Genomic DNA, 17,732 nt, shown 5'->3' with positions numbered 1-17,732 from the left:
AGGGCGTGATGCCTGGTCAGGTGACCGCAGTATGCCGTAACGAGGGGTACTCGTTCAGCAAGCCCCATCGCGATTCCATCAGGCTGCTCACGGGGCTCGGGGTGGAAGGAGACGTTCACGCAGGTGAGACGATCCGCCACCAGTTCCGCATGACCTACGAGCCGAACCTGCCCAACCTGCGCCAGGTCCACCTGATGCACGAGGAACTCTTCGACGAACTCGCGCTCAAGGGCTACAAGGTTTCTGCGGGCCAGCTCGGCGAAAACATCACCACATGCGGGATGGACCTGTTGGGCCTGCCTGCCGGCGCCCTGCTCCATCTCGGGGAGCAGGCAGTGCTTGAGGTGACCGGACTGCGCAACCCATGCTCGAAGATCAACGACTTCCGCAAGGGGCTGCTCGGTGAGGTCTTCGCCATGGACCCCTTGTCCGGCGAGTTCACGTTCAAGTGTGGCGTTATGGCTGTGGTCCGCCGTGGAGGGACCGTCCGCCCCGGCGATTCCATCCAGGTCGAGCTCCCGCCACCCCCTCACCGCCCGCTGGAACGGGTCTAGGTTGTTGTTCCGTGGTCATCGGCGTGCCCAGCTGAGGATGGCGGCGAGGTGGAGTGCGCCCTGATGGGCGTTGGCGAGCTTGTCCGTTCGCATGGCCAGGCCGCGCCACTGCTTCAGCCGGTTGATGCATCGCTCGACCGCGTCCTCGCCGCAGACAGTGGCCGACCTGGTCGGACGGCTGGGGGATCACAGCGCGGATTCCACGTCGGCGGAGGTGTTTCCGGATCGCGCGGGACGAGTACGCGCGGTCCGCCAGGGCGGCATCCGGCCGGGTCCTCGGTCTTCCCGGCCCGCTTCGCGGAACACGGATGCAGGCCATGACGGTCGCGAAGGCCGGGGCGTCGCCAGCCTGGCCTGCGGTGACGCAAAGGGCGAGGGGGCGGCAGGACCGCGGCGAGGATACGTTCCCAGGTGCCGTCCACAGCCCACCTGATCAGCCCCCGGGGCGAGCCCAAGCCTGGTCGAGGGACGCGGGGTCTACGCAGTGGTGGGCGGCTCTTGCGTGCCGGCTGGGTCGAGGCGCAGCTTCGCGGCGCGGTTGCTGCGTCGGTGCTCATCATGTCGGCGACGCCCGGGTTCGGATCAGGGGATGGACGGGCGGTGGTGAGTGCGCCGGCCAGGAAGTCGGAGGTGGTGGGGGGCCGTCCGGGGCCAACGAGGTCCGCGGGCCCTGAAGGCGAGGCCGCGGGGCAGGACGCTTGCTCGTTCGGCGCCGCAGCACGGGGGCCGGAGCAGGGCTGCGGAATCCCGGGGCCGGCCTGCTCGCGCCCTGGGAGGACGGTGGGGGTGGATCAGGTGAGACGCAGAACGGTCGTGATCGTCTTGCCGCGGGAGTGACTGTGGATGTCCACGTGTGCCGCGAGCCGCTGGATGAGCGGCCAGCCGAACCCGCCAGGCTGCTCCGGGGCAGCCGCCCGGGCCGTGGGAGTGTGCGGGCTCGTATCGCTGACATCTACGCGCAGGGCCTCGCCGGTGATCTCGGTGCGGAAGGCGGTGAGGCCGCCACCGTGCCGGATCGCGTTGGTGACCAGTTCCGAGGTCACGAGCAGCGCGTCCGCGGCGGTGACGCTGTCCAGGGCGATGCCCGCGTGCTGCAGCAGGGCACCGACCTCCTCGCGGGCCTCGGCGGCGGAGCGCGGCGCGGTGGCTGCCGTAGCGCTGCTGCTACGGCGGCGGGTGGATCCTTCGGCGGTGTCGGCGGAGGTCGGGTTCATCGCCTCATCGCCTGCCCGGGCGTGGACACGGCATGCGGACACACTCCAGTTCGAAGGAAGCGCGTGGTGGTCAGCATGTCATCGCGCTCTCCAGGCTGTCAGTGATCCGGAACGCGGCCGCGGTACCGGTCACCTCGAACAGGCGGCGGATGCCCGCCTGCAGCGGGCCCGCCAGGACCAGGGACACCCCCGCCGCCCGGTGCAGGTTCTGGGCATCGAGCAGCGCATGCAGGGCATGGGAGTCCGCGAAGCTGGCCTCCGAGAGATCGACAACCGTACGCGATTTACCGCTTGCCGCGGCCTCCGCGAGCGCCCGGGTGAGGCCGGGGGCACTGTCCTCGTCGATGGCTCCGCGCAGACGGATCAGCGCTATGTCCTCATGCGTGGCCGTGATGACCACCGATTCGTCTCCCATCACAGCAGGCATCTTCCTACATTCCACGGCGTCCACGGAATCGGGCGAGTGACCCGATCACACGGCCCGTCGGCAGCTGACGGCCTCCAGCCTGGCCGCCCCGTGCGGCTCAGAGCGCCACCCGAGCCACCATCACCCAATGTGTTTAGAAGGCCTCATTCCGGTAACAGCAAGTAGCTACAGGCAGTCAGAACCCGACGGAAGGCTGGAATATGACCCTCGTTACCGTGCTCATCCTCGTCGCGGTCGCCATCCTCGTCACCCTGCTGGCACTGGCCCCCCGCCAGCCCGCCCGACGCAACCCCTTCCTCGGCCGACGCCACCGCGCCACCCACCGCGGCACCACACCGCGCCCCGGAGGCCTCCCCCACCAGCGAGGCCTCAACCACCACGCCCGCTGACCACGGCCCCCAGACTGCTTTCCCACTTCATCCGTGGATTGAGCGCCGGAAGCAACAGCGTCCGATGCCCGCCGCCGCGCCATCGACCTCCAGCCGCCGGCCAGCACAGGCCGATGACAGACGGCGGGGTTTGCGGTCCGGGATCGGGAGCAGAAGAGCGTCACGACCAATCCGGTACTACACGAGGAGGTCCCGATGTCGGGCACGGAGAAGGCCAAGGCACAGGCCGAACAGGCCAAGGGCAAGGCCAAGGAAGCCATGGGCCGCATCGCCGGCAACAAGCGGATGACCGCCGAAGGCCACGCCGACCAGGCCAAGGGCAACGCCCGCCAGGCCAAGGAAGACGTCAAGGACACCTTCCGACACTAACCACACCCACGACGGACCACCGTCACCCGCTGGGCCCCGACCCCCTCCCCCCGGAGTCGGGGCCCAGCCACGTGCAGGAGCGGAAGACCGTGCGTGCACCCAGCTGCCGCCGGCCCCTCAGGTACGGCCTTGCACCGGCCGGGGGTCCGCGTGCGCATGGTCGGCGTACTCGTAGAAGTGCTCAGCCAAGCGCTTCTGTTTACGCCAACAGCACCGGGCCATGCCAGCACGATAATGGCCGTAGAAACGCCTCGAAGGCGGTTGAACATCAAGCCGGCGGGCAGCAGAGCACAACAGACATCAACCGGACGACACCTGCATCCGGGCCAGCCGTCAGCGGCGGTCCGACAGGGGGCGCGTAGGCGTGTGGGGCGCGCCCAGCCAAGTTCGAGCGGTTGACAGGATCTACCCGTGATTACCCGACTGCCGAGGGGTGCAGCTGTGTCCGACAATGGCGTGGCGACGTTGGCTCTCTACTACCGCGACGAGCGGCCTGTGCTTGTGGCGCTGGGCGGGACGTCGATTCCCGCCCAGCTCAGCGTGGTGGATCCGTCCGGACGGATCGTGGCCGTGTACGAAGCGGTCGCGCCCGCCGTGTCCGTGCCGACCGAACACGACGCCGGAGGTAGTTTCGGCGCCGACGACGTAATTGAAGTATCCGGAGGCGCCGACATCACGTTCATCGCGCTAGAGCGTGACTCCAGCGGAGCGTACTTCGTCAGGGCGGCGGTCAGCGGTCGCGAGCATTTGTTCGCGACGACAGTGAACACCGTCACCGGAAAAGTTCTCTACGACGCCGGCGGCCCACCGGCAGTCCGGCCCACCACCGCCAACATCGTGATCACACCCCAGTGAGGCACCTGGTTGTGGTGAAAGCGCGAGACCGCCGAAGCCCGCACCGTGCGGCCCGCACAGCACAAAGGCCGCACCCCGGCGCCACCGACCGGCGACCACGGCGTACCACACCCGACTCCCGCATCGCCGAAATCACCGCCGCACAGACCGGCGACGGGCCGGCCGTCACCCCTGCCTCACTCGCCGCTCGCTATGCCGTCAGCACCCGCACCGCCGAACGACTGCTCGCCAAGGCCCGCACCACCAACTGACACCGGCCTCCCCCAACGCGTCGGGCCCGCGCTCCCTGAAGGGGGGCACGGGCCCGCACTATCTACGTGCTCCGGTCCGTCTACCTGCACAGCCTGTGTGTCAGACCCTCTCGGACAGGCTCCGAAAGTCCTCGGTCCCGGTCGGGCCGGTCTCGACCGACCGTGTACGTACGGCCTAGCTCCCGGACAGACGGGCGGCGAACCTCTCGACCACCCCGCCGGCCCAGCGCTGCCACTCGGCAACCTTCGGTGCCCAGTAGCCCCGGACCACCACCAGGAGCAGGAGCAGGGTGAAGGCCAGGTGCGCGGTCCTGGAAGTGTGTGCGGGCCCCGGTCGTGGGCTGTGTGCTCCGCTCGACGACGCTGGTTCGGGTGAGACCGCGTACGCCTTGCTGTCCGACAGCCGTAGGTGACGCTCCCTCAGCTGCCTCCAGCCGCTGCTCTCGCTGGCTTTGTCGGCGAGTTGTGGGTTCTGGCACAGGTCTTGGGCTCTGTCGCACATTTGGAGGTCGTGGCTTCTCGATCACGGCGGGAGCAGAGCTGCCCGTTTCCCCTCGACGGCTGAGGTCATATGTCGGACCGTCGTCTGGCACTGTCGGTGGCGTCTTCTACCCTTCCTTCCATGTCAGTCAACATTGATCTCGCCTTCACCGTTACCGGTGTCACAGATGAGCCGCAGGCCTGGGAGATCGTCCGTGCTCTCGAGGAACTGCTGCGTGAGGAGTCCCTCATCCTCCAGGTGTCGTTGGGAGTGGCGGTGGACGACGACGGCGCGTTCTTCGTGTCCGGCGAATCCGACTTTCCGCTGGGGATCAGCCGCTTCTACCTGTGGCGGCCGCATTTCGAAGGGCTCTTCGCAGCGACCGTCGCAGAGGTGGCTGCCGGTGCGAGCGGGAAGGTTCAGTGGGGCTATCCCGACGAGGAGTACTGAATTCCGGCCAGCACCGGGGACTCTGCTGCGCATGATCAAGAGACCGCGACCCCCAAGTATGCGACAGAGCGAGGTCTTGGGGAGTCGTCGCGGAGAGTGACAGACCCTGTCGATTACAGGGGGCGGCGGCAGGGGGACCGTCAGCGTTCACGCACTTTGGTCCACCACCAGCGCGTCGTCGCCCACTCGTTTTCGTTGGGCTCCGGCAAGGTGCGGCGCTCGAATTCTTCATCGATACGCGTGATCAAGCGGCCCAAATCCTGTTTGGCTCCGGGCGGAAGGTGCAGCATCGCCCACTCAAGGGCGTCACGCGCATCTCCCACCCCGGGCGATTCGAACTCAGAGGCATCCAGGTAGCGTCCTGGCCGCTTGAAGGATCGCTCGAAGCACGAGAGCGCTTCGGCGACCGCGTTGAGCCACATCTCCTGGTCTTCGACCCGGCGGATTGCGGCACGCGTTCGCGCGGAGACATCGGGGACCTTCAGAACCGGATACTGCCATCGTGGCCGCCACCGCTCTGCACGGACGGCTTTGGGACGCCTACGCGGCATCGCCCTTTCGGATCAACATGAGGCCATCGTGCCACGGCTGGACACCTGTATGCACTGGCTATATGCCAGCCGCAGCAGGGGTTCCGCGACAACGAGGACGTAACAGCCCTCCCCTAGCACCAGGAATCCTCGGGTACGTCACCACAGCCGCCTGTCCTGCATCCGCCAGCGTCGCCCCCTTCTGACCTGACGAAGCCGGCGGTGCAACCGCCGGTTGGGTCGAGCGGTTCAATACAGGAATGAACGATTCTCTATGGGGCCGGCTATCGGTCGAGGGCCAGCGGGAGGTGGACCGCCTCATCACCGCTGGTCGCGACGTGCAGGCCCTCTTGCTGATGCGAGAGTGCGCCGACGGCCTGAGGCCGGGGATTTATGAGTGCATGGATCTACTCGACTGGCGTTTCACCGCCTTGCGCGAAGCGTCCGGCCTCGACGGCGATGTCGTGGTCCAGCGCTTGCGGCCAGCGCCGGTCGGGTCCAGGGACACCACTGCGAGGTAGACGCACGTCACGGCCGCGTTCTCCGAAGGGAAATGGCCGCGGCCGCTGACCGCCCGGCGGTTCCTGGCGTTGACGGACTCGATCGCGTTCGTCGTGCAGACGATCCGGCGGATCTCCGCGTCGAACAAGGGCAACAGGGTGACACACCTGAGGCCGGGAGGTCAGCTGGACGAGGCGCGCCGGCGGGAGGCAGGCCAAAGCGGTAACCCATATATGGCGAGGAACGCCGGGATCCCGCCGGTCAGCCGGCCGACCGCGTAGCGGCCACGGCCCGACCGGTGCCCGGGCTGGCGGATCACGGACAGGTCACCACGTTCCGGAAGGCTCCCAAGGGGTCTGCAGCATCCGCGCACACCGTGCGGGCGGGCAGAAGAGACCGGTCACCTTCCCACCGCCTCGGTCCCGAAGCCGCTTAGCAATCTCCGCGCGGTGTCCGCGGCATGCGGACCCACCCCTCCGGACCCACCGAGCGGTGGTGGGCAGGGGTGAAGAGCGACAAGGGGCCGATAATCGCTGCCAGATGGGCATACTCCCGCCCCAACAGGCACATCACCGCGGGTACCCCGATCCATCCGACGGGCCGTCCGACAGCGGACCGCCCCGGCCCGGCGCCCGGAGGACGGCACCGGGCCGGCACGTTGCAGCGGTCCTTGCCTACGGAAGTGCCCGTGCGCTTGGTCCTCGCGGTCGTCGTGACGATGCTGGTCACGACGTTCCTCGCCCAGGCATTCTTCGCCCGCTCAGAAGGGTGCAGACCTGGCAGCGCGGGCACTGCCGGATTCAATCCCGGCGGCCACCCGGGCGCAGGCCTAAATCGTCGAGAAGGCCGGGCGCAACATCGCGCCCGGCCAGTGCTCGTTACCGCTCGCCGCAGGAGCTCAGCCCAGGCAGTCCCGGGTTTCGCCTGCGCGCCGCCCTTCCAGTTCGAGCGTTCCGGCGTCGAACACCATGGAGGGGGTCGGGCCATTGGTGATGTACGCGTTGGGGATGTCGGTGGAGAACTTCCTCTGGCACGGACGAACACCGTCGTTGCAGTCGTGATAGATCGCGAAGTGCGGGTTGATCGTTGCGACTTCGTCCGTGGCGCCGCTCAGCTCGAATCGCCCTTGGCCGTCCGTGCGCGTCTCACTCAGCAGATCATCGATCAGGACGAGGTCCCGATCGAAGAGCTTCACCTTGATATTCGCCGCAGGTCGGCCCTGACAGAGCAGGGTTCCTCTGGCCCCGACCGATTGGACACGCTTGGCGGTGTCCGGCATGGCCGCTGAGGACTCGGCGGCCGCAGCGGCGGCTGTAGGGATGCACGGCAGCAGCAGGACGGCTGCGACAGTGACCGCACGGCGGAGTGCAAAGCTCATTTCCCATGTCCTTCGGGCTCGACGGTGACGACCACCTGACCAGGGGTTCGCTCGTACCGCTCCCAGTCTGTTGCCCCCTCAGTCATGTGCCAGCCCAGTGGACCGAACGGGCGGGGTGGGGCGGTTCCCGCGGGTTCCGACGAGGTCGAATGGTGGGGAGAGACTGCGAGGTGGAGCGTGGGATCGGGTGACTTGGTATCGAAACGGAAGAGAGGAGTCGAACCCTTTTGAGTGAAGTCGAGGATGAGAACGTTCGATGGTCAAGTGACGAAACATTTCATGGCATCTATATTGCTCTCGCGGATGTGCCTGAGATTCCCGAAATCGAGGCCATGAAGAATAGGGGGCGCCGACTCCTGGTCCTGTCTTTGAGTGGCGGTTCCAGCGCGTCACTGGTTGCTTGTTCCAGAGTTACTGTGGGAATTTCTCGGGCAGTCAACGGAGTGGCAGGGTTTGAACTTGAATCCCACAGCCTGAGGGTGACTGCCTAATTTGGGGCTGTAGTGGTTGACCGCCGGGTTTAGTGGGCGGTCAACCATCTGGAGGGCGAGGTCGTACTGGTCACGACCTGGAACGCACACATCGCGGCGACCGGTGATCAGCTCCCCACGAGCCCACGCACCATCCGCTTCCCGAAGTTGACCCCCGCCTGGAACTTCGATTTCGATGACCGCGACGAGATGACTCGCCGACTCCCCCGCTGAGCAGCCCTCTATCTGGAGTAGGCGGAATGTCGCGGTCAGCAAGAGTTGCTCGTACGTCGTCTGACGAAAATGCCCCACGTGGCGGCCTGTTCGGCTGCCTCGTGGGGCATTTCCCTCGAGCGGAGGGGGTCAACCGGTGACCGGCCCCCGTGCGCCGCTCGTCGCGGTGCCGGCCAGGTGGCCGGTCCGATGGGCCGTCACCTTCACGGTGATCCGCTTGCCGCGCTGCGCGCTGGCCGGGGTGAAGGTGGTCCGGGTGGCGCCGGTAATGGCCTTTCCGTCCGCGTACCACTGGTAGTCGTACGAGGTCGGGGCCGGGGTCCAGGTTCCGCGGCTAAGGGTCAGCACACTGCCGACCTTGGCCGTTCCCGTGATGGACGGGGCCTTCGTCGCCTTGGGTGCGGCCCCCTTGACGAGCACGGCTGCGCTGCTGGCCTTCACCTTCGGGTGCCCCGCCTTGCGGGCGGTCACGACCACGGTGAGTTTCTTGCCCTGGAGCGTGGAGGGCAGGGTGTACGAGGCTGCCGTGGCTCCGGCGATGGTCTTCCCGTCGGCCTGCCATTGGTAGGTGTGGGAGTCGGCGGCCGGGGACCAGGAGCCGGTCGTCGCCGTCACCTTGCCGCCGACGACCGCGGTGCCCTTCACGGTCGGGGCGGCGGTGGAACGGATCGGAGCGACCACCGTGACCGAGCCCTTGCCGTACTCCAAGCCGCTTGTGTGCACGCTCACGGACAGCCGTCCGAGCGGGGCCTTCGAGGCGTCCAGGGCGACCGTCAAGCTGCGCCGGTCGGAAGCGACGGAGACGGTCGTCGAGCGGACGCTGAAGGTGTCGTTGGCCAACTCGACCACGGTGTCCTCACGCAGAGCGGTGCCCGTGACGGTCATGGTGACCTTGCCCCGGCCTACCGTGGACGGCCCCACCGTGCCGATGGTCAGGTCCTCCCGACCGCAGAGGGACATGGTGCACGTCGCTTCGGCCCGTACCGCGGTGGAAGCCTTCGCGGGGTTCTCCGGCAGGCCGATCACGAGCGTGCTCGGCCGGGAGGCCTTCGGGGAGGCGTTCGGGAGAGAGCACTCGTAGGTCTCGCCCTCGCTGGAGTACAAACCACCGCAGCCGTTCTTCAGTCCGGCTCGGTCGTACAGCCAGGGCGTCGGCGACTGCTCGAAGGTCCCGGCAGGCGTGAACCGCAGGTCGAAGTAGTCCCCTGTCACCGTCGGGAGCACGGCGCAGATCGCCGTCTTCTTCTCACTCAGGGTGGCGGTCAGGGGACCGAATCCGTAGCTGACGTTCGGGACCTTGACGCATTCGGGGGCGGGCCCGGCCGCCGTGCCGATGCGCAGGGCGTCGAGGTGGTAGGCGGATGCCGCGGTCTTGTCCTCCTGGACCTGGATGAGGACCTGGTAGCGGGCGGAGCCGGTGGCGGCGCAGCCCGCGTCGAAGTAGTCGCAGACGCCGTCGCCGTTCGCCGTGTACGCCAGGAGCCGGGCGGAGCCCTGCGTGTCACGGACGTTGAGGTGCAGGGTGTCCGTGGCGTCGGTCGTGGCTACTTGGTGGCACAGGAACGTGCCCGGTTTGGCCGGCACGCCTCTGGTGGACGGGCCGCCCACCGCTGTGGCCGCGGTCGGGAGGCAGCCGCGCGCGGTGGAGGTGACGTCGAGGCGGGTCAGGGCGAACTCGGCGGGCAGGTTCTGGCTCCGGACGAGGACGCTGTGTGCGGCCTTGGGCGTCAGGGGGCAGGTGGAGAAGGAGCCGTAGTCCGCGCTGAGGGAGCAGACCTGCTTGCCCTTCTCGTCGAGGATGCTGACGCGGGCGTCCGGGTCGCCCGAGATCCGCTGGATCTGGACGATCTCGTGCGCGGAGTGGTCGCCGGCCGGAATGGTCAGGCAGTCGGCGAAGACTTCCGTGCCGGTCTTCACGCTCATCCGGGCCGGCTTCCCCGAGAAGTCGCCGGGCAGGAAGGTCCGGCAGGCACTGGGCGCGTCCGTGCGGTGCACGACGAGACGGTAGACGTCCTCCTTGTCGTACGGGTCGGTCTTGGAGACGAGGGCGCGGTACGGGGCCGTGCCGCCCAGGACACAGGTGCCCTCATTAAGGACGTTCTCGCGCTCGCAGAAGGTGGCCCCCTTGGCGTCGACGATGGTGATCGATGCGGCGCCGTCGGACAGGGCGGCGATGTGGGCACCTCGGGGTACCGGCAGGTTGAGGCAATCGACCTCACCGGAGGCGGCGAACGTGCCCTTGTGGTCACGCGCGAGCACGACCCCGTTCTCGCAGCTCTCCGTGGCGGTCCGGGAGAGGATCCGCACGGCGCCATCCGTGAGCAGGGTGTACGGAACGCCGGCGGCGAGCGGGCAGTCCTGACCGTTCGCGCAGACCGCGGAGCCGTCCGCCGCGTGCACCGCGATGCCGGAGACGCGGCCCTCGGCATCGAGACTGTCCGCGTCGTAGCGGCCGGTCACGGTCGGGGTGAACGTCCTGCACGCGGTCTGGGGGGCGGCCTGCGCGGGCGCGGAGCCGTAGGCGGTCTGGGTGACCGGCACGCAGCCCTCGGGGTTCGACAGGCGCCGGACCTTCAGGCTGTACGCGGCGGGGAACTCTCCGCTGCGAACCTCGGCAAGGATGCGGTAGCCGCCCACTCCGGCGGGCAGGACGCACTCGGCCCTGTCGCAGATGCGCTTGCCGGTGCCGTCGGTGATCCAGTGCCAGTAGTCTCCGTACTCGGTCAGCCGGAAATCGGTGGAGATCCGCTCGCCGGCAGTGGCGGCGAACGTGTAGCAGATGATGCGCACGCGGTCCGCCGCGAGTCCCGTGGTCGGAGCGGAGTCGTAGCGGGTGCCGGCGACGGCCGGACATCCGGGAGCGGCCATCAGCGGGACGAGGGTGACCCGGTTCGTGATGGTGGCCCAGCCGGTGTTGGAGACCGTGAGCGTGTAGGTTCCGGCCGCGAGCTCGCACCAGGAGCCCTGCGGTGCCTCGCAGTCGACCTGCTTCCCACCGGACTTCACCGAAGGGTAGGCGTGCTGGTCGGAGACGAGGAGCCGGTGCAGGCCCCGCTTCGTCACGACGACCGTGAAGCAGGCGCTACCCCGGGGCTCGATCGTGGCGCTGCCGACCGCGCTCCCGGGATCGCCGAGCGGCGCGAGCGCGAGGGGCGCGCAGGGTTCGGCGGCCGGCCCTGCCGGGGCCGGTCCCGACTCTGGGGCCTTGTCCGCGCGGACCGGCCTCGCAGGGCGCTGCACCAGATCAGCCCGCGGCGCGGGAACGGGTGTGAGTGCGGTTGCGGATACCGCGCTCGTGCCCGTGGTGGCCGGTGGTGGCGTCGCGGCGAACGCGTTCCCGGCCGGGACGACGGACGTCAGCAGCGCCGCCAGCAGAGCGGGGACCAGTAGCGTTCTCGCGGATCTGAACCGTGCGCGCGAGCGCGCGGAGTTGAACATCTCGTTCCCCCCGGAGCGATGTCGGCCATGTGACACCCACATGGCCGACACACTGTACGGCCGGCCCGACAGGCCTGGCACGGCAAGGGCGCGGCCGGTCACAGCACTCGCTGATCCAGCGTCAGTATCGCCAGGCCGGACGGGCCGTGGACGTGGAGGGCCGGGCCCGTCGGGCCGGTGCCGACGGCCAAGGCGTGGACGGGGGCGCCGGTGAGCAGGGTGTGCCGGAGTTCGCCGGTCAGGGGGTCCCAGATGCGGACGCCGCTCCGGTCGCCGGAGGCGAGCAGGGTGCGGCCGTCGGCGAGGTGGATCGCGGCCAAGGCCAGGGTGTCGGGGTTGTCCCAGTCCGCAGTCCACCGATGCGCGGCCCGCCCCGCGCTCCCACATGTCCGAGGACACCTATCGAAGGATCCAGGACCACTACATGCAGGGCCTTAGACCCACGGAGTCATGGCGCTCATTCCTTGACCACCACGGCACCTGGCTGACCATGTCGTCCATCACGATGCTCCACATCCGCTTCGCCGAAGGTTCAATGTCGGCTGAACCCCATGAAACAGATGCAGGGAACGCCTGAGCTCCAGCAGGCCGTCCTGCGGCTTGCCCCCGGTTCAGCAGCCGTCAGCGCCGACCATCGCGGAACAGTTCAGCCCTCCTGACGCGTGCGCGAGGCACCTGCCATCATCAACCCATGAGCGAGTACTCCTGGCCCGACTACCCCCAGATCGCTGCCCGAGCCCGGACCGCATGGGACCGTACGGCTGCCGAACTGCCGGTCGGAACTCGCGTCGCTGGTGAAGTCATCGGGCGCCAACCCTTCGGTGTCTTCATCCGCCTCGACGGTCATCCCGAGGCGATTGGCTTGGCCGAGGTCATCGCTATGCCCCCATGCGAAACCCTTCCTCTGGTGGGGATGCGAGTGTCGGGCGAGGTCATCTGGCATACCGAGCACAACCACCAGGTCAAGATCAGGCTCACCGGCTGAGCAAGGTCGGAGGACCCCCAACATTGCTGACTGATTCCCGACTGTCGGTGGCCAGTTGAATCTCCCCGCCTTGCGGCCACCTGATGGGGAGTCAACCGACCATGAAAGTGATCACTGTGGTTGACCAGGGTTCGGCTCCGTGACTTCGGCCGCGCACGTTGCTTCGTCCGAGTCCAGGTGGCCCGCAGGGGGGCCGGCCAACTCGATGAGCCGAGGATCTGCCAGCAGCACCACGCAGTCGGCAGTGGGGTCGAAGCCGAGCACCGGATTCGCGTAGTCGCCTTCACCGGTCATGACCACCGGCTTGCCGAGCCGCCGGCCGATCGCCCGCAAGAAGTCGCACAGAGTGTCCACCCCGGCCTGGCCCTGCAGCTCGTTGAGGTCGACGTCAAAGTCGATCTCGTCGGCGGACATCGGGCGGAAGATCGCCAGCACGTCCGGGACCGGCCAGACCCGCAGCTCGACGGTGTCGGCATCGGCGGGACGTGACAGCACCTCTGCGGCGGACGGCAGCGGCCCGGCGACTCCGCCCTCCGAGTACTCCCACGTCCATCCGCTCGATCGGATCAGGTCGAACACGGCCTCCCAGTCGGCGGCCGAGGCGTCAGGCACGCACACGTCCGGCAGAGCACCCATCAGGTCAGGGTCGAAGAAGTTCCTGACGTCATCCCACAACAGATCCGGCATCCCGTCATATTGCCGGTCGGCCCGCCCGAACGCAGGCCGGTTTCCTTGGTGAGCCTCACACGCCGCGCCCGTCTCGATGATTGCCAAGGAGAAGGCGTGACGCTCCACTCCCGTGACGGTGCGTGACTAGTCCCTCTACGTCGGGGAGTGCGACTCGCCACCGGTGGGGACCGCGAGCGGGGAACCGCTGGCCGTACGCGGGGAAAAGATCTTGGCCGCTGTCACCAGCGCCCGCTGTCAAGCGTGGAGGGTACTTACGAAGTGGCTGACGTCATGCCGACGGCACTGCGGAGCCGTGCCCACAGAGAGATCGGCAAGGTGCCGCTGGGAACTTCGCCAGGTGAGCCGGTCTCTCGTGTGGCGATCCGCTCTGCTCGGAAATCGTGAGCGTCTCCGCGGAACGTGACGGAGTCCTCCTCGATCCCGACGACGTCCAGAAGGGTGTCCAGGGCCTTGTCTGCTCGCTCGTGCGGCTGAGTGAGCCAGACATACGAAACGCCCAGCGGATTGCCATCGTGCTTGCTGATCGCGAAGCTGAAACCCTCCAGCCGGAACAGAACGACATCGAGCTCGTCCAGCCCGTCCCACGACCGCTCCACGTGCAGACGTAGCCGCTGAGCCACGGGTTGCACCGGCAGCGCCAGCGCTCCGATCATCTGGAACAGCGGAGCGGAGTGCTCCCAGACGCTGTACTGGGAGGCGGGATTCTTCCCGGTGTAGTACGGCGGCCGTGTGGCAGGCTGCCAGTCGGGCTCAGGCCCCGGGACCTCGATCTCTGTCACAGCAGCTCCTCTCCGCGACCTCGAGCCAACTGGTGGTCAACCTACCTTCACCGGCTCGACCGGCATGATGCGGCGTCGCTCAAAAGAGAGCAGTTCCCCAGGCCATTGATCATTAGTAGGTTCGTGCCACCGGCGGCGTCGACCTCCTTCTCACCCCGCGGTGTATCTACCAGCGATGGGTCGGGCTGTACGGAGGCCAGGCCGCGGTTGTCCGGCTCATCCGGGAGACCGACGGGCCAGGCGTGTGCTGCAGACGTGGACACCCCTGGGCGAGTTCGCCGCGGAGCCCGACGCTCACCCCCTGAGCCCGTAGGCAGCGCTGGCCTAAGCCATGGTTGATGCGGCCGTCCTGGCGGCTTGCTCGGTCTTCGCGGAGTAGGCTGCGCGGGCTTCCTCGTCGACCGGCTGCTCGTTTGCGGCGCGCATCCCGGTCCGGCCGTCTACGCCCTCGCGCAGGATGTCGGCGTGCCCGGCATGCGGATGGTCTCGCCGAGGACATGGACCATGATGGCGAACGGGTTCGTCTTGGGAGAAGGCTCCGACCACCAGGGCGCGTGGGCCGGAGGCATCGAGGGCAAGCTCGCTGATCGTCGCGTCCGAGAGCTCCCACACGCGCGATAGAACCCGACGATCTGGTCACGTACCGACCCGGCACCTGTCCCGAGCAGTACGCCCCCTCAGGTGAGGGGGAGCTGGGAGCCGTACTGCTGTTCCGCGTCACCAGGCGGTCAGATCTTCGTTCTGTATTCCCGAATATGGCTAGCGTTTGGGGGCATCAGGCTGGAAGCAGCCGCGTGTGGCTTGCTCAGGATGAGGGTGACGTATGGCTGCTGTGGTGCCCCAAGACGAGTGCGAGTCGCTGGTCGGCCGTCCGATCGTGGCGTCGATGGCCTTGGACGGCAGTGAGCCGATCGCCGGGGCCAGGCGTTGTGCCCGCGGTTTCATGACCGCGGTACAGGCCGAGCACGGGATTCCGGTGTCGGACCGTGCGATGAGCATGGTGGAGCTGGTGGTCAGCGAGCTGGTGACCAACGCCTACAAATACGCGCCCGGGCCGTGCCTGGTGGACCTGGAGGTCCGCGACGGCGCCGTGGAGATCAGCGTGTGGGACACCGACGCGCAGCTGCCCGCGGCAAGCCCGGCTGACGCGGGCCGGATCGGGCGGCACGGCCTGGAGATCGCGATGGCGGTGTGCCGCAGTTTCGAGGTGCGCCGCGAGCCGGTGGGCAAGCGGGTGAAAGTGACCATAGGGCTGGCCGACGACCCCGGCGGGCATCCAGCCGGCCGTATTGCCTGACGCTGCCGACCAGGCTCTCGCCGTACAAGCGGGGAGCGCGCCACCCGGTCGCGCCCTGTTTCTGGTGTGCGATTCCCCTCCCGGTCAGGGGAAGGCCGCAGGAGGACCTCCTGGTAACCGAGGGGCCGGGCGCCCCTGGCCATCGGGGCATCTGTCCGGTGGCCGCGAGCCCCAGGACGGTGGTCCGGCGCGGGCCGGAGGGTGTCGGGCGCCCGGCGGCCGAGAGTGCCGGAAACAATGGTCCGCATGCGGACGTGCTGGGTGTACCAGTTCCGGGATGGCCCGGAGCGTCAGGTCGTCGAGGTCCTGGCTGAAGGGGACGTAAAGCCCCGGCAGATCCATGTACGGCAGTCCCGCTCGCGTGGGCTGGTGGACGGGTACGTTCTGCGGCATTCCGACGCCGCATCGCGGCTTGCCGTCTACACCTGGGTACGGCGGGGCGAGCCTGAGCTGGTGACCGCCCATCTTCTGGAGCTCTTGGCCGAGGTCTGTCCCCAGGAACAAGCCTGATCGGTCGCGACAACCGGACCGGCCAGGACAGGAGCAGCGAAGACATCACCCCCAGAGATTCGGCCAGCAGGGAATGTCCTCATAAAGACGCTGCCGCAAGCGCAGAAGGACGGCCACAGCAGCCAGACGCCACCACCGTCACCAGGGAACTGAGCTCCGTTGCGTCCCCGCCGCATCTTGGCAACGGAGCAACGACGACCACACGGTCTCAGCCCATGTCCTTGGGGACCGCAGCGGCCGCGGTGCGGGCCTCGGCGTTGATGCGGTGGGCCTCCTCGAGCTGGTCTTCGAGGATGACGATCCGGCATGCGGCTTCGATAGGCGTGCCCTGGTCGACGAGCTCGCGGGCGCGGGCGGCGATGCGCAGCTGGTAGCGGGAGTAGCGGCGGTGGCCGCCGGTGGAGCGCGCAGCGGGGTGGTGAGGCGGGCGTCTCCGATGGTGCGGAGGAAGGCCTGGGTGGTGCCGAGCAGTTCTGCGGCCCTGCCCATGGTGTAGGCGGGGTAGTCGTCGTCATCGAGACGGCCGAAGGAGTCGTCTGTGGTCATCGCACCTCCTTCTGGAACGCGGAGGGGCCCTGGTGCCTATGGCACCAGGGCCCCGAAGGAACTGACTACACCATCTGCCGGCCCTGGAACTGCGCCGGCCTTCTGTTTCCGCTGGCCCGTCCGATCGGGGACGGGATTCGCGGGGATCGCGGTTGCTTGACCGGAGACCACCTCATATCTCGATGTCCTGCGGTACCCAGGCTTCAACCTGCCGGCCCGGGCGATCCTGATGGCGCCCAATCCCTCCGTTCATCCCTCGGATGATCAACTACATACCACTGGGAACTGCTGGTACTGCGAACTGCGGGTACTACTCCACTCAACTACTGGTACTGCGCACTGCTGGTACTGCTCGTGGCCTGTCCGAGCGCCACGCTCCGGCAGCCAGCCCCGTCGCCCGTCCTGCAACTGCTCTGGCTTAGAACCCCACTGCCGAACCTCCCGGTGGGTGCGCCCATACTTCGACGCGCTCACCGAGGTACCGCTCGCTTACTTCACTGCTGGGTACTGCGAACCACATTCACCTGCGGGTACTGCATCACTGCGTTCACTGCGGTAATGCCTGCGGCGGCCCCTGATCACTGCGGGCCACCCGGTCCGGTCGTCAGTCCCGTCGCCGCCATGCAACCCACTTGGCTCCGGGACTCCACCACCGCACCGTCCTGCGCACTGCAACTGCGGGTACTGCTGCCCGGCAGTTCGTCCCTGCCGGGCCCTTCTTCACTGGGTCACGAGAGAAACCATAACCACGTCACAGCGCAATGTCTACTCCAGCCATCACAGATTTTCGTGTGCGCGTCTCGGAGGTAATCGAGTGCGGTCGGGTTGAACTGTTGCGGGCGCGGGCACAACGACCGGGCAGGCAGGGCCGGACACCGACAACAGAACGGAGCGCGCGATGACCACGATGCACGCCGAGCCGACAGCCCTTCGCCCTCTGTCCGCCGTGGCCGAGGCACGCCGGGCCGCCCGGGCATTCCTCGCAGCCCTCGGGCAGCCGGCCATCGGCCGGGAGCAGGCCGATACGGTCGTCCTGGTCGTTTCCGAGCTCGTGACGAATGCCCTGCGCCACGGTGGCGGCGCCTACACCCTGCGCCTCGCCGCCCGCCCCGGCGCCATCGAGGTCGCCGTGGAGGATCCCAGCCCGAGGATGCCGCGGGCGCGGACTCCCGACCTCCTGGAGGGGACGGGTGGATTCGGCTGGCACATGGTCAACGACCTCGCCCACCACGTCGTCGTCACGCCCGGTCCCGAAGGCGGCAAGACCGTCCGCGCCCTCCTCCCCCGATAGAGCCCCCATGTGATCTCGGACCTGCCACGAGGAAGCCGCAGGAGGCAGCGCGGCGCCGGGCCCCTGCCGGGGGCGCGGGGAGGGATGGGAAAC

The 17,732-nt window shown here is 68.0% G+C and carries 16 protein-coding genes and 4 pseudogenes; 8 read left to right on the top strand and 12 right to left on the bottom strand.

Features of this window, described 5'->3' with window-relative positions; genetic code table 11:
• Positions 1-8 precede the first annotated feature (8 nt).
• A complete protein-coding gene (locus ACFYYB_RS33040) occupies positions 9-554 on the top strand; it encodes an MOSC domain-containing protein (RefSeq protein WP_389440126.1) in 546 nt (181 codons plus the stop codon).
• Positions 555-569: 15 nt separating this feature from the next.
• Here the strand turns inward: ACFYYB_RS33040 and ACFYYB_RS33035 are convergent.
• From ACFYYB_RS33035 to ACFYYB_RS33025, 3 genes and pseudogenes are all read right to left on the bottom strand, one after another.
• Positions 570-936: pseudogene (locus tag ACFYYB_RS33035) on the bottom strand (transposase); the annotation flags it as partial.
• A gap of 409 nt (positions 937-1,345) precedes the next feature.
• Complete coding sequence (locus ACFYYB_RS33030) at positions 1,346-1,768, bottom strand: ATP-binding protein (RefSeq protein ID WP_389440124.1); 423 nt, start codon at positions 1,766-1,768, stop codon at positions 1,346-1,348.
• A 70-nt stretch (positions 1,769-1,838) separates the two neighbouring features.
• On the bottom strand, positions 1,839-2,219 hold the full coding sequence (locus tag ACFYYB_RS33025) for an STAS domain-containing protein (RefSeq protein ID WP_389440122.1): 381 nt from the start codon (positions 2,217-2,219) through the stop codon (positions 1,839-1,841).
• Positions 2,220-2,395: 176 nt separating this feature from the next.
• Between ACFYYB_RS33025 and ACFYYB_RS33020 the strand changes: the two genes are divergently transcribed.
• From ACFYYB_RS33020 to ACFYYB_RS33005, 4 genes are all read left to right on the top strand, one after another.
• Positions 2,396-2,584 (top strand): hypothetical protein, encoded by a 189-nt coding sequence (locus ACFYYB_RS33020; RefSeq protein ID WP_389440120.1) that lies wholly within the window; start codon positions 2,396-2,398, stop codon positions 2,582-2,584.
• Between the two features lie 195 nt (positions 2,585-2,779).
• Entirely contained in the window at positions 2,780-2,953 is a 174-nt protein-coding gene (locus tag ACFYYB_RS33015) for a CsbD family protein (RefSeq protein ID WP_389440118.1), read from the top strand.
• 441 nt (positions 2,954-3,394) lie between these two features.
• Entirely contained in the window at positions 3,395-3,808 is a 414-nt protein-coding gene (locus ACFYYB_RS33010) for a hypothetical protein (RefSeq protein WP_389440116.1), read from the top strand.
• Between the two features lie 873 nt (positions 3,809-4,681).
• Positions 4,682-4,990, top strand: coding sequence for a hypothetical protein (locus tag ACFYYB_RS33005; RefSeq protein WP_389440114.1), 309 nt, complete (start codon positions 4,682-4,684; stop codon positions 4,988-4,990).
• Positions 4,991-5,130: 140 nt separating this feature from the next.
• Here ACFYYB_RS33005 and ACFYYB_RS33000 read toward each other — a convergent pair whose 3' ends face one another.
• The 5 genes and pseudogenes from ACFYYB_RS33000 to ACFYYB_RS32980 all read right to left on the bottom strand — a co-directional run bounded on the left by ACFYYB_RS33000 (position 5,131) and on the right by ACFYYB_RS32980 (position 11,861).
• Positions 5,131-5,412, bottom strand: coding sequence for a hypothetical protein (locus ACFYYB_RS33000; RefSeq protein WP_389440112.1), 282 nt, complete (start codon positions 5,410-5,412; stop codon positions 5,131-5,133).
• A gap of 574 nt (positions 5,413-5,986) precedes the next feature.
• A pseudogene (locus tag ACFYYB_RS32995) lies at positions 5,987-6,166 on the bottom strand (transposase); the annotation flags it as partial.
• Positions 6,167-6,919: 753 nt separating this feature from the next.
• Complete coding sequence (locus ACFYYB_RS32990; protein WP_389440110.1) at positions 6,920-7,399, bottom strand: transthyretin-like family protein; 480 nt, start codon at positions 7,397-7,399, stop codon at positions 6,920-6,922.
• An 833-nt stretch (positions 7,400-8,232) separates the two neighbouring features.
• On the bottom strand, positions 8,233-11,166 hold the full coding sequence (locus ACFYYB_RS32985; RefSeq protein WP_389440108.1) for a hypothetical protein: 2,934 nt from the start codon (positions 11,164-11,166) through the stop codon (positions 8,233-8,235).
• 473 nt (positions 11,167-11,639) lie between these two features.
• A complete protein-coding gene (locus tag ACFYYB_RS32980; protein WP_389440106.1) occupies positions 11,640-11,861 on the bottom strand; it encodes a hypothetical protein in 222 nt (73 codons plus the stop codon).
• 371 nt (positions 11,862-12,232) lie between these two features.
• On the opposite strand from ACFYYB_RS32980, the gene ACFYYB_RS32975 reads away from it, so the two are divergent.
• The gene (locus tag ACFYYB_RS32975) at positions 12,233-12,526 is read left to right on the top strand and encodes a hypothetical protein (protein WP_389440104.1); all 294 of its coding nucleotides are present in this window, start codon (positions 12,233-12,235) and stop codon (positions 12,524-12,526) included.
• A 111-nt stretch (positions 12,527-12,637) separates the two neighbouring features.
• On the opposite strand, the gene ACFYYB_RS32970 is transcribed toward ACFYYB_RS32975, so the two are convergent.
• The 3 genes and pseudogenes from ACFYYB_RS32970 to ACFYYB_RS32960 all read right to left on the bottom strand — a co-directional run.
• Positions 12,638-13,213, bottom strand: coding sequence for a hypothetical protein (locus ACFYYB_RS32970; RefSeq protein WP_389440595.1), 576 nt, complete (start codon positions 13,211-13,213; stop codon positions 12,638-12,640).
• A gap of 254 nt (positions 13,214-13,467) precedes the next feature.
• Positions 13,468-13,995 (bottom strand): hypothetical protein, encoded by a 528-nt coding sequence (locus ACFYYB_RS32965; RefSeq protein ID WP_389440102.1) that lies wholly within the window; start codon positions 13,993-13,995, stop codon positions 13,468-13,470.
• A gap of 324 nt (positions 13,996-14,319) precedes the next feature.
• Positions 14,320-14,636 (bottom strand): annotated as a pseudogene (locus ACFYYB_RS32960) (DUF664 domain-containing protein); the annotation flags it as partial.
• A gap of 182 nt (positions 14,637-14,818) precedes the next feature.
• Here ACFYYB_RS32960 and ACFYYB_RS32955 point away from each other — a divergent pair.
• Positions 14,819-15,292, top strand: a complete 474-nt coding sequence (locus tag ACFYYB_RS32955; RefSeq protein WP_389440100.1) for an ATP-binding protein — start codon at positions 14,819-14,821, stop codon at positions 15,290-15,292.
• Between the two features lie 718 nt (positions 15,293-16,010).
• Here ACFYYB_RS32955 and ACFYYB_RS32950 read toward each other — a convergent pair.
• A pseudogene (locus ACFYYB_RS32950) lies at positions 16,011-16,348 on the bottom strand (MerR family transcriptional regulator).
• Between the two features lie 898 nt (positions 16,349-17,246).
• On the opposite strand from ACFYYB_RS32950, the gene ACFYYB_RS32945 reads away from it, so the two are divergent.
• Complete coding sequence (locus tag ACFYYB_RS32945) at positions 17,247-17,639, top strand: ATP-binding protein (protein ID WP_389440098.1); 393 nt, start codon at positions 17,247-17,249, stop codon at positions 17,637-17,639.
• Positions 17,640-17,732 lie beyond the last annotated feature (93 nt).

This window comes from Streptomyces sp. NPDC002886, assembly GCF_042888445.1.
Classification (GTDB): Bacteria; Actinomycetota; Actinomycetes; order Streptomycetales; family Streptomycetaceae; genus Streptomyces.
Note: the sequence above shows the minus strand (reverse complement) of the source record. Positions and strands in the feature narration are given on the sequence as shown.

Bases quoted from the DNA above. Each gene is read 5' to 3' on its own strand.
- ACFYYB_RS33005 (WP_389440114.1), top strand. From the start codon at position 4,682: ATGTCAGTCAACATTGATCTCGCCTTCACCGTTACCGGTGTCACAGAT.
- ACFYYB_RS33000 (WP_389440112.1), bottom strand. From the start codon at position 5,412: ATGTGGCTCAACGCGGTCGCCGAAGCGCTCTCGTGCTTCGAGCGATCC.
- ACFYYB_RS32955 (WP_389440100.1), top strand. From the start codon at position 14,819: ATGGCTGCTGTGGTGCCCCAAGACGAGTGCGAGTCGCTGGTCGGCCGT.
- ACFYYB_RS32970 (WP_389440595.1), bottom strand. From the start codon at position 13,213: ATGCCGGATCTGTTGTGGGATGACGTCAGGAACTTCTTCGACCCTGAC.
- ACFYYB_RS32975 (WP_389440104.1), top strand. From the start codon at position 12,233: ATGAGCGAGTACTCCTGGCCCGACTACCCCCAGATCGCTGCCCGAGCC.
- ACFYYB_RS33015 (WP_389440118.1), top strand. From the start codon at position 2,780: ATGTCGGGCACGGAGAAGGCCAAGGCACAGGCCGAACAGGCCAAGGGC.
- ACFYYB_RS32945 (WP_389440098.1), top strand. From the start codon at position 17,247: ATGACCACGATGCACGCCGAGCCGACAGCCCTTCGCCCTCTGTCCGCC.
- ACFYYB_RS33020 (WP_389440120.1), top strand. From the start codon at position 2,396: ATGACCCTCGTTACCGTGCTCATCCTCGTCGCGGTCGCCATCCTCGTC.
- ACFYYB_RS33040 (WP_389440126.1), top strand. From the start codon at position 9: ATGCCTGGTCAGGTGACCGCAGTATGCCGTAACGAGGGGTACTCGTTC.
- ACFYYB_RS32990 (WP_389440110.1), bottom strand. From the start codon at position 7,399: ATGAGCTTTGCACTCCGCCGTGCGGTCACTGTCGCAGCCGTCCTGCTG.
- ACFYYB_RS33030 (WP_389440124.1), bottom strand. From the start codon at position 1,768: ATGAACCCGACCTCCGCCGACACCGCCGAAGGATCCACCCGCCGCCGT.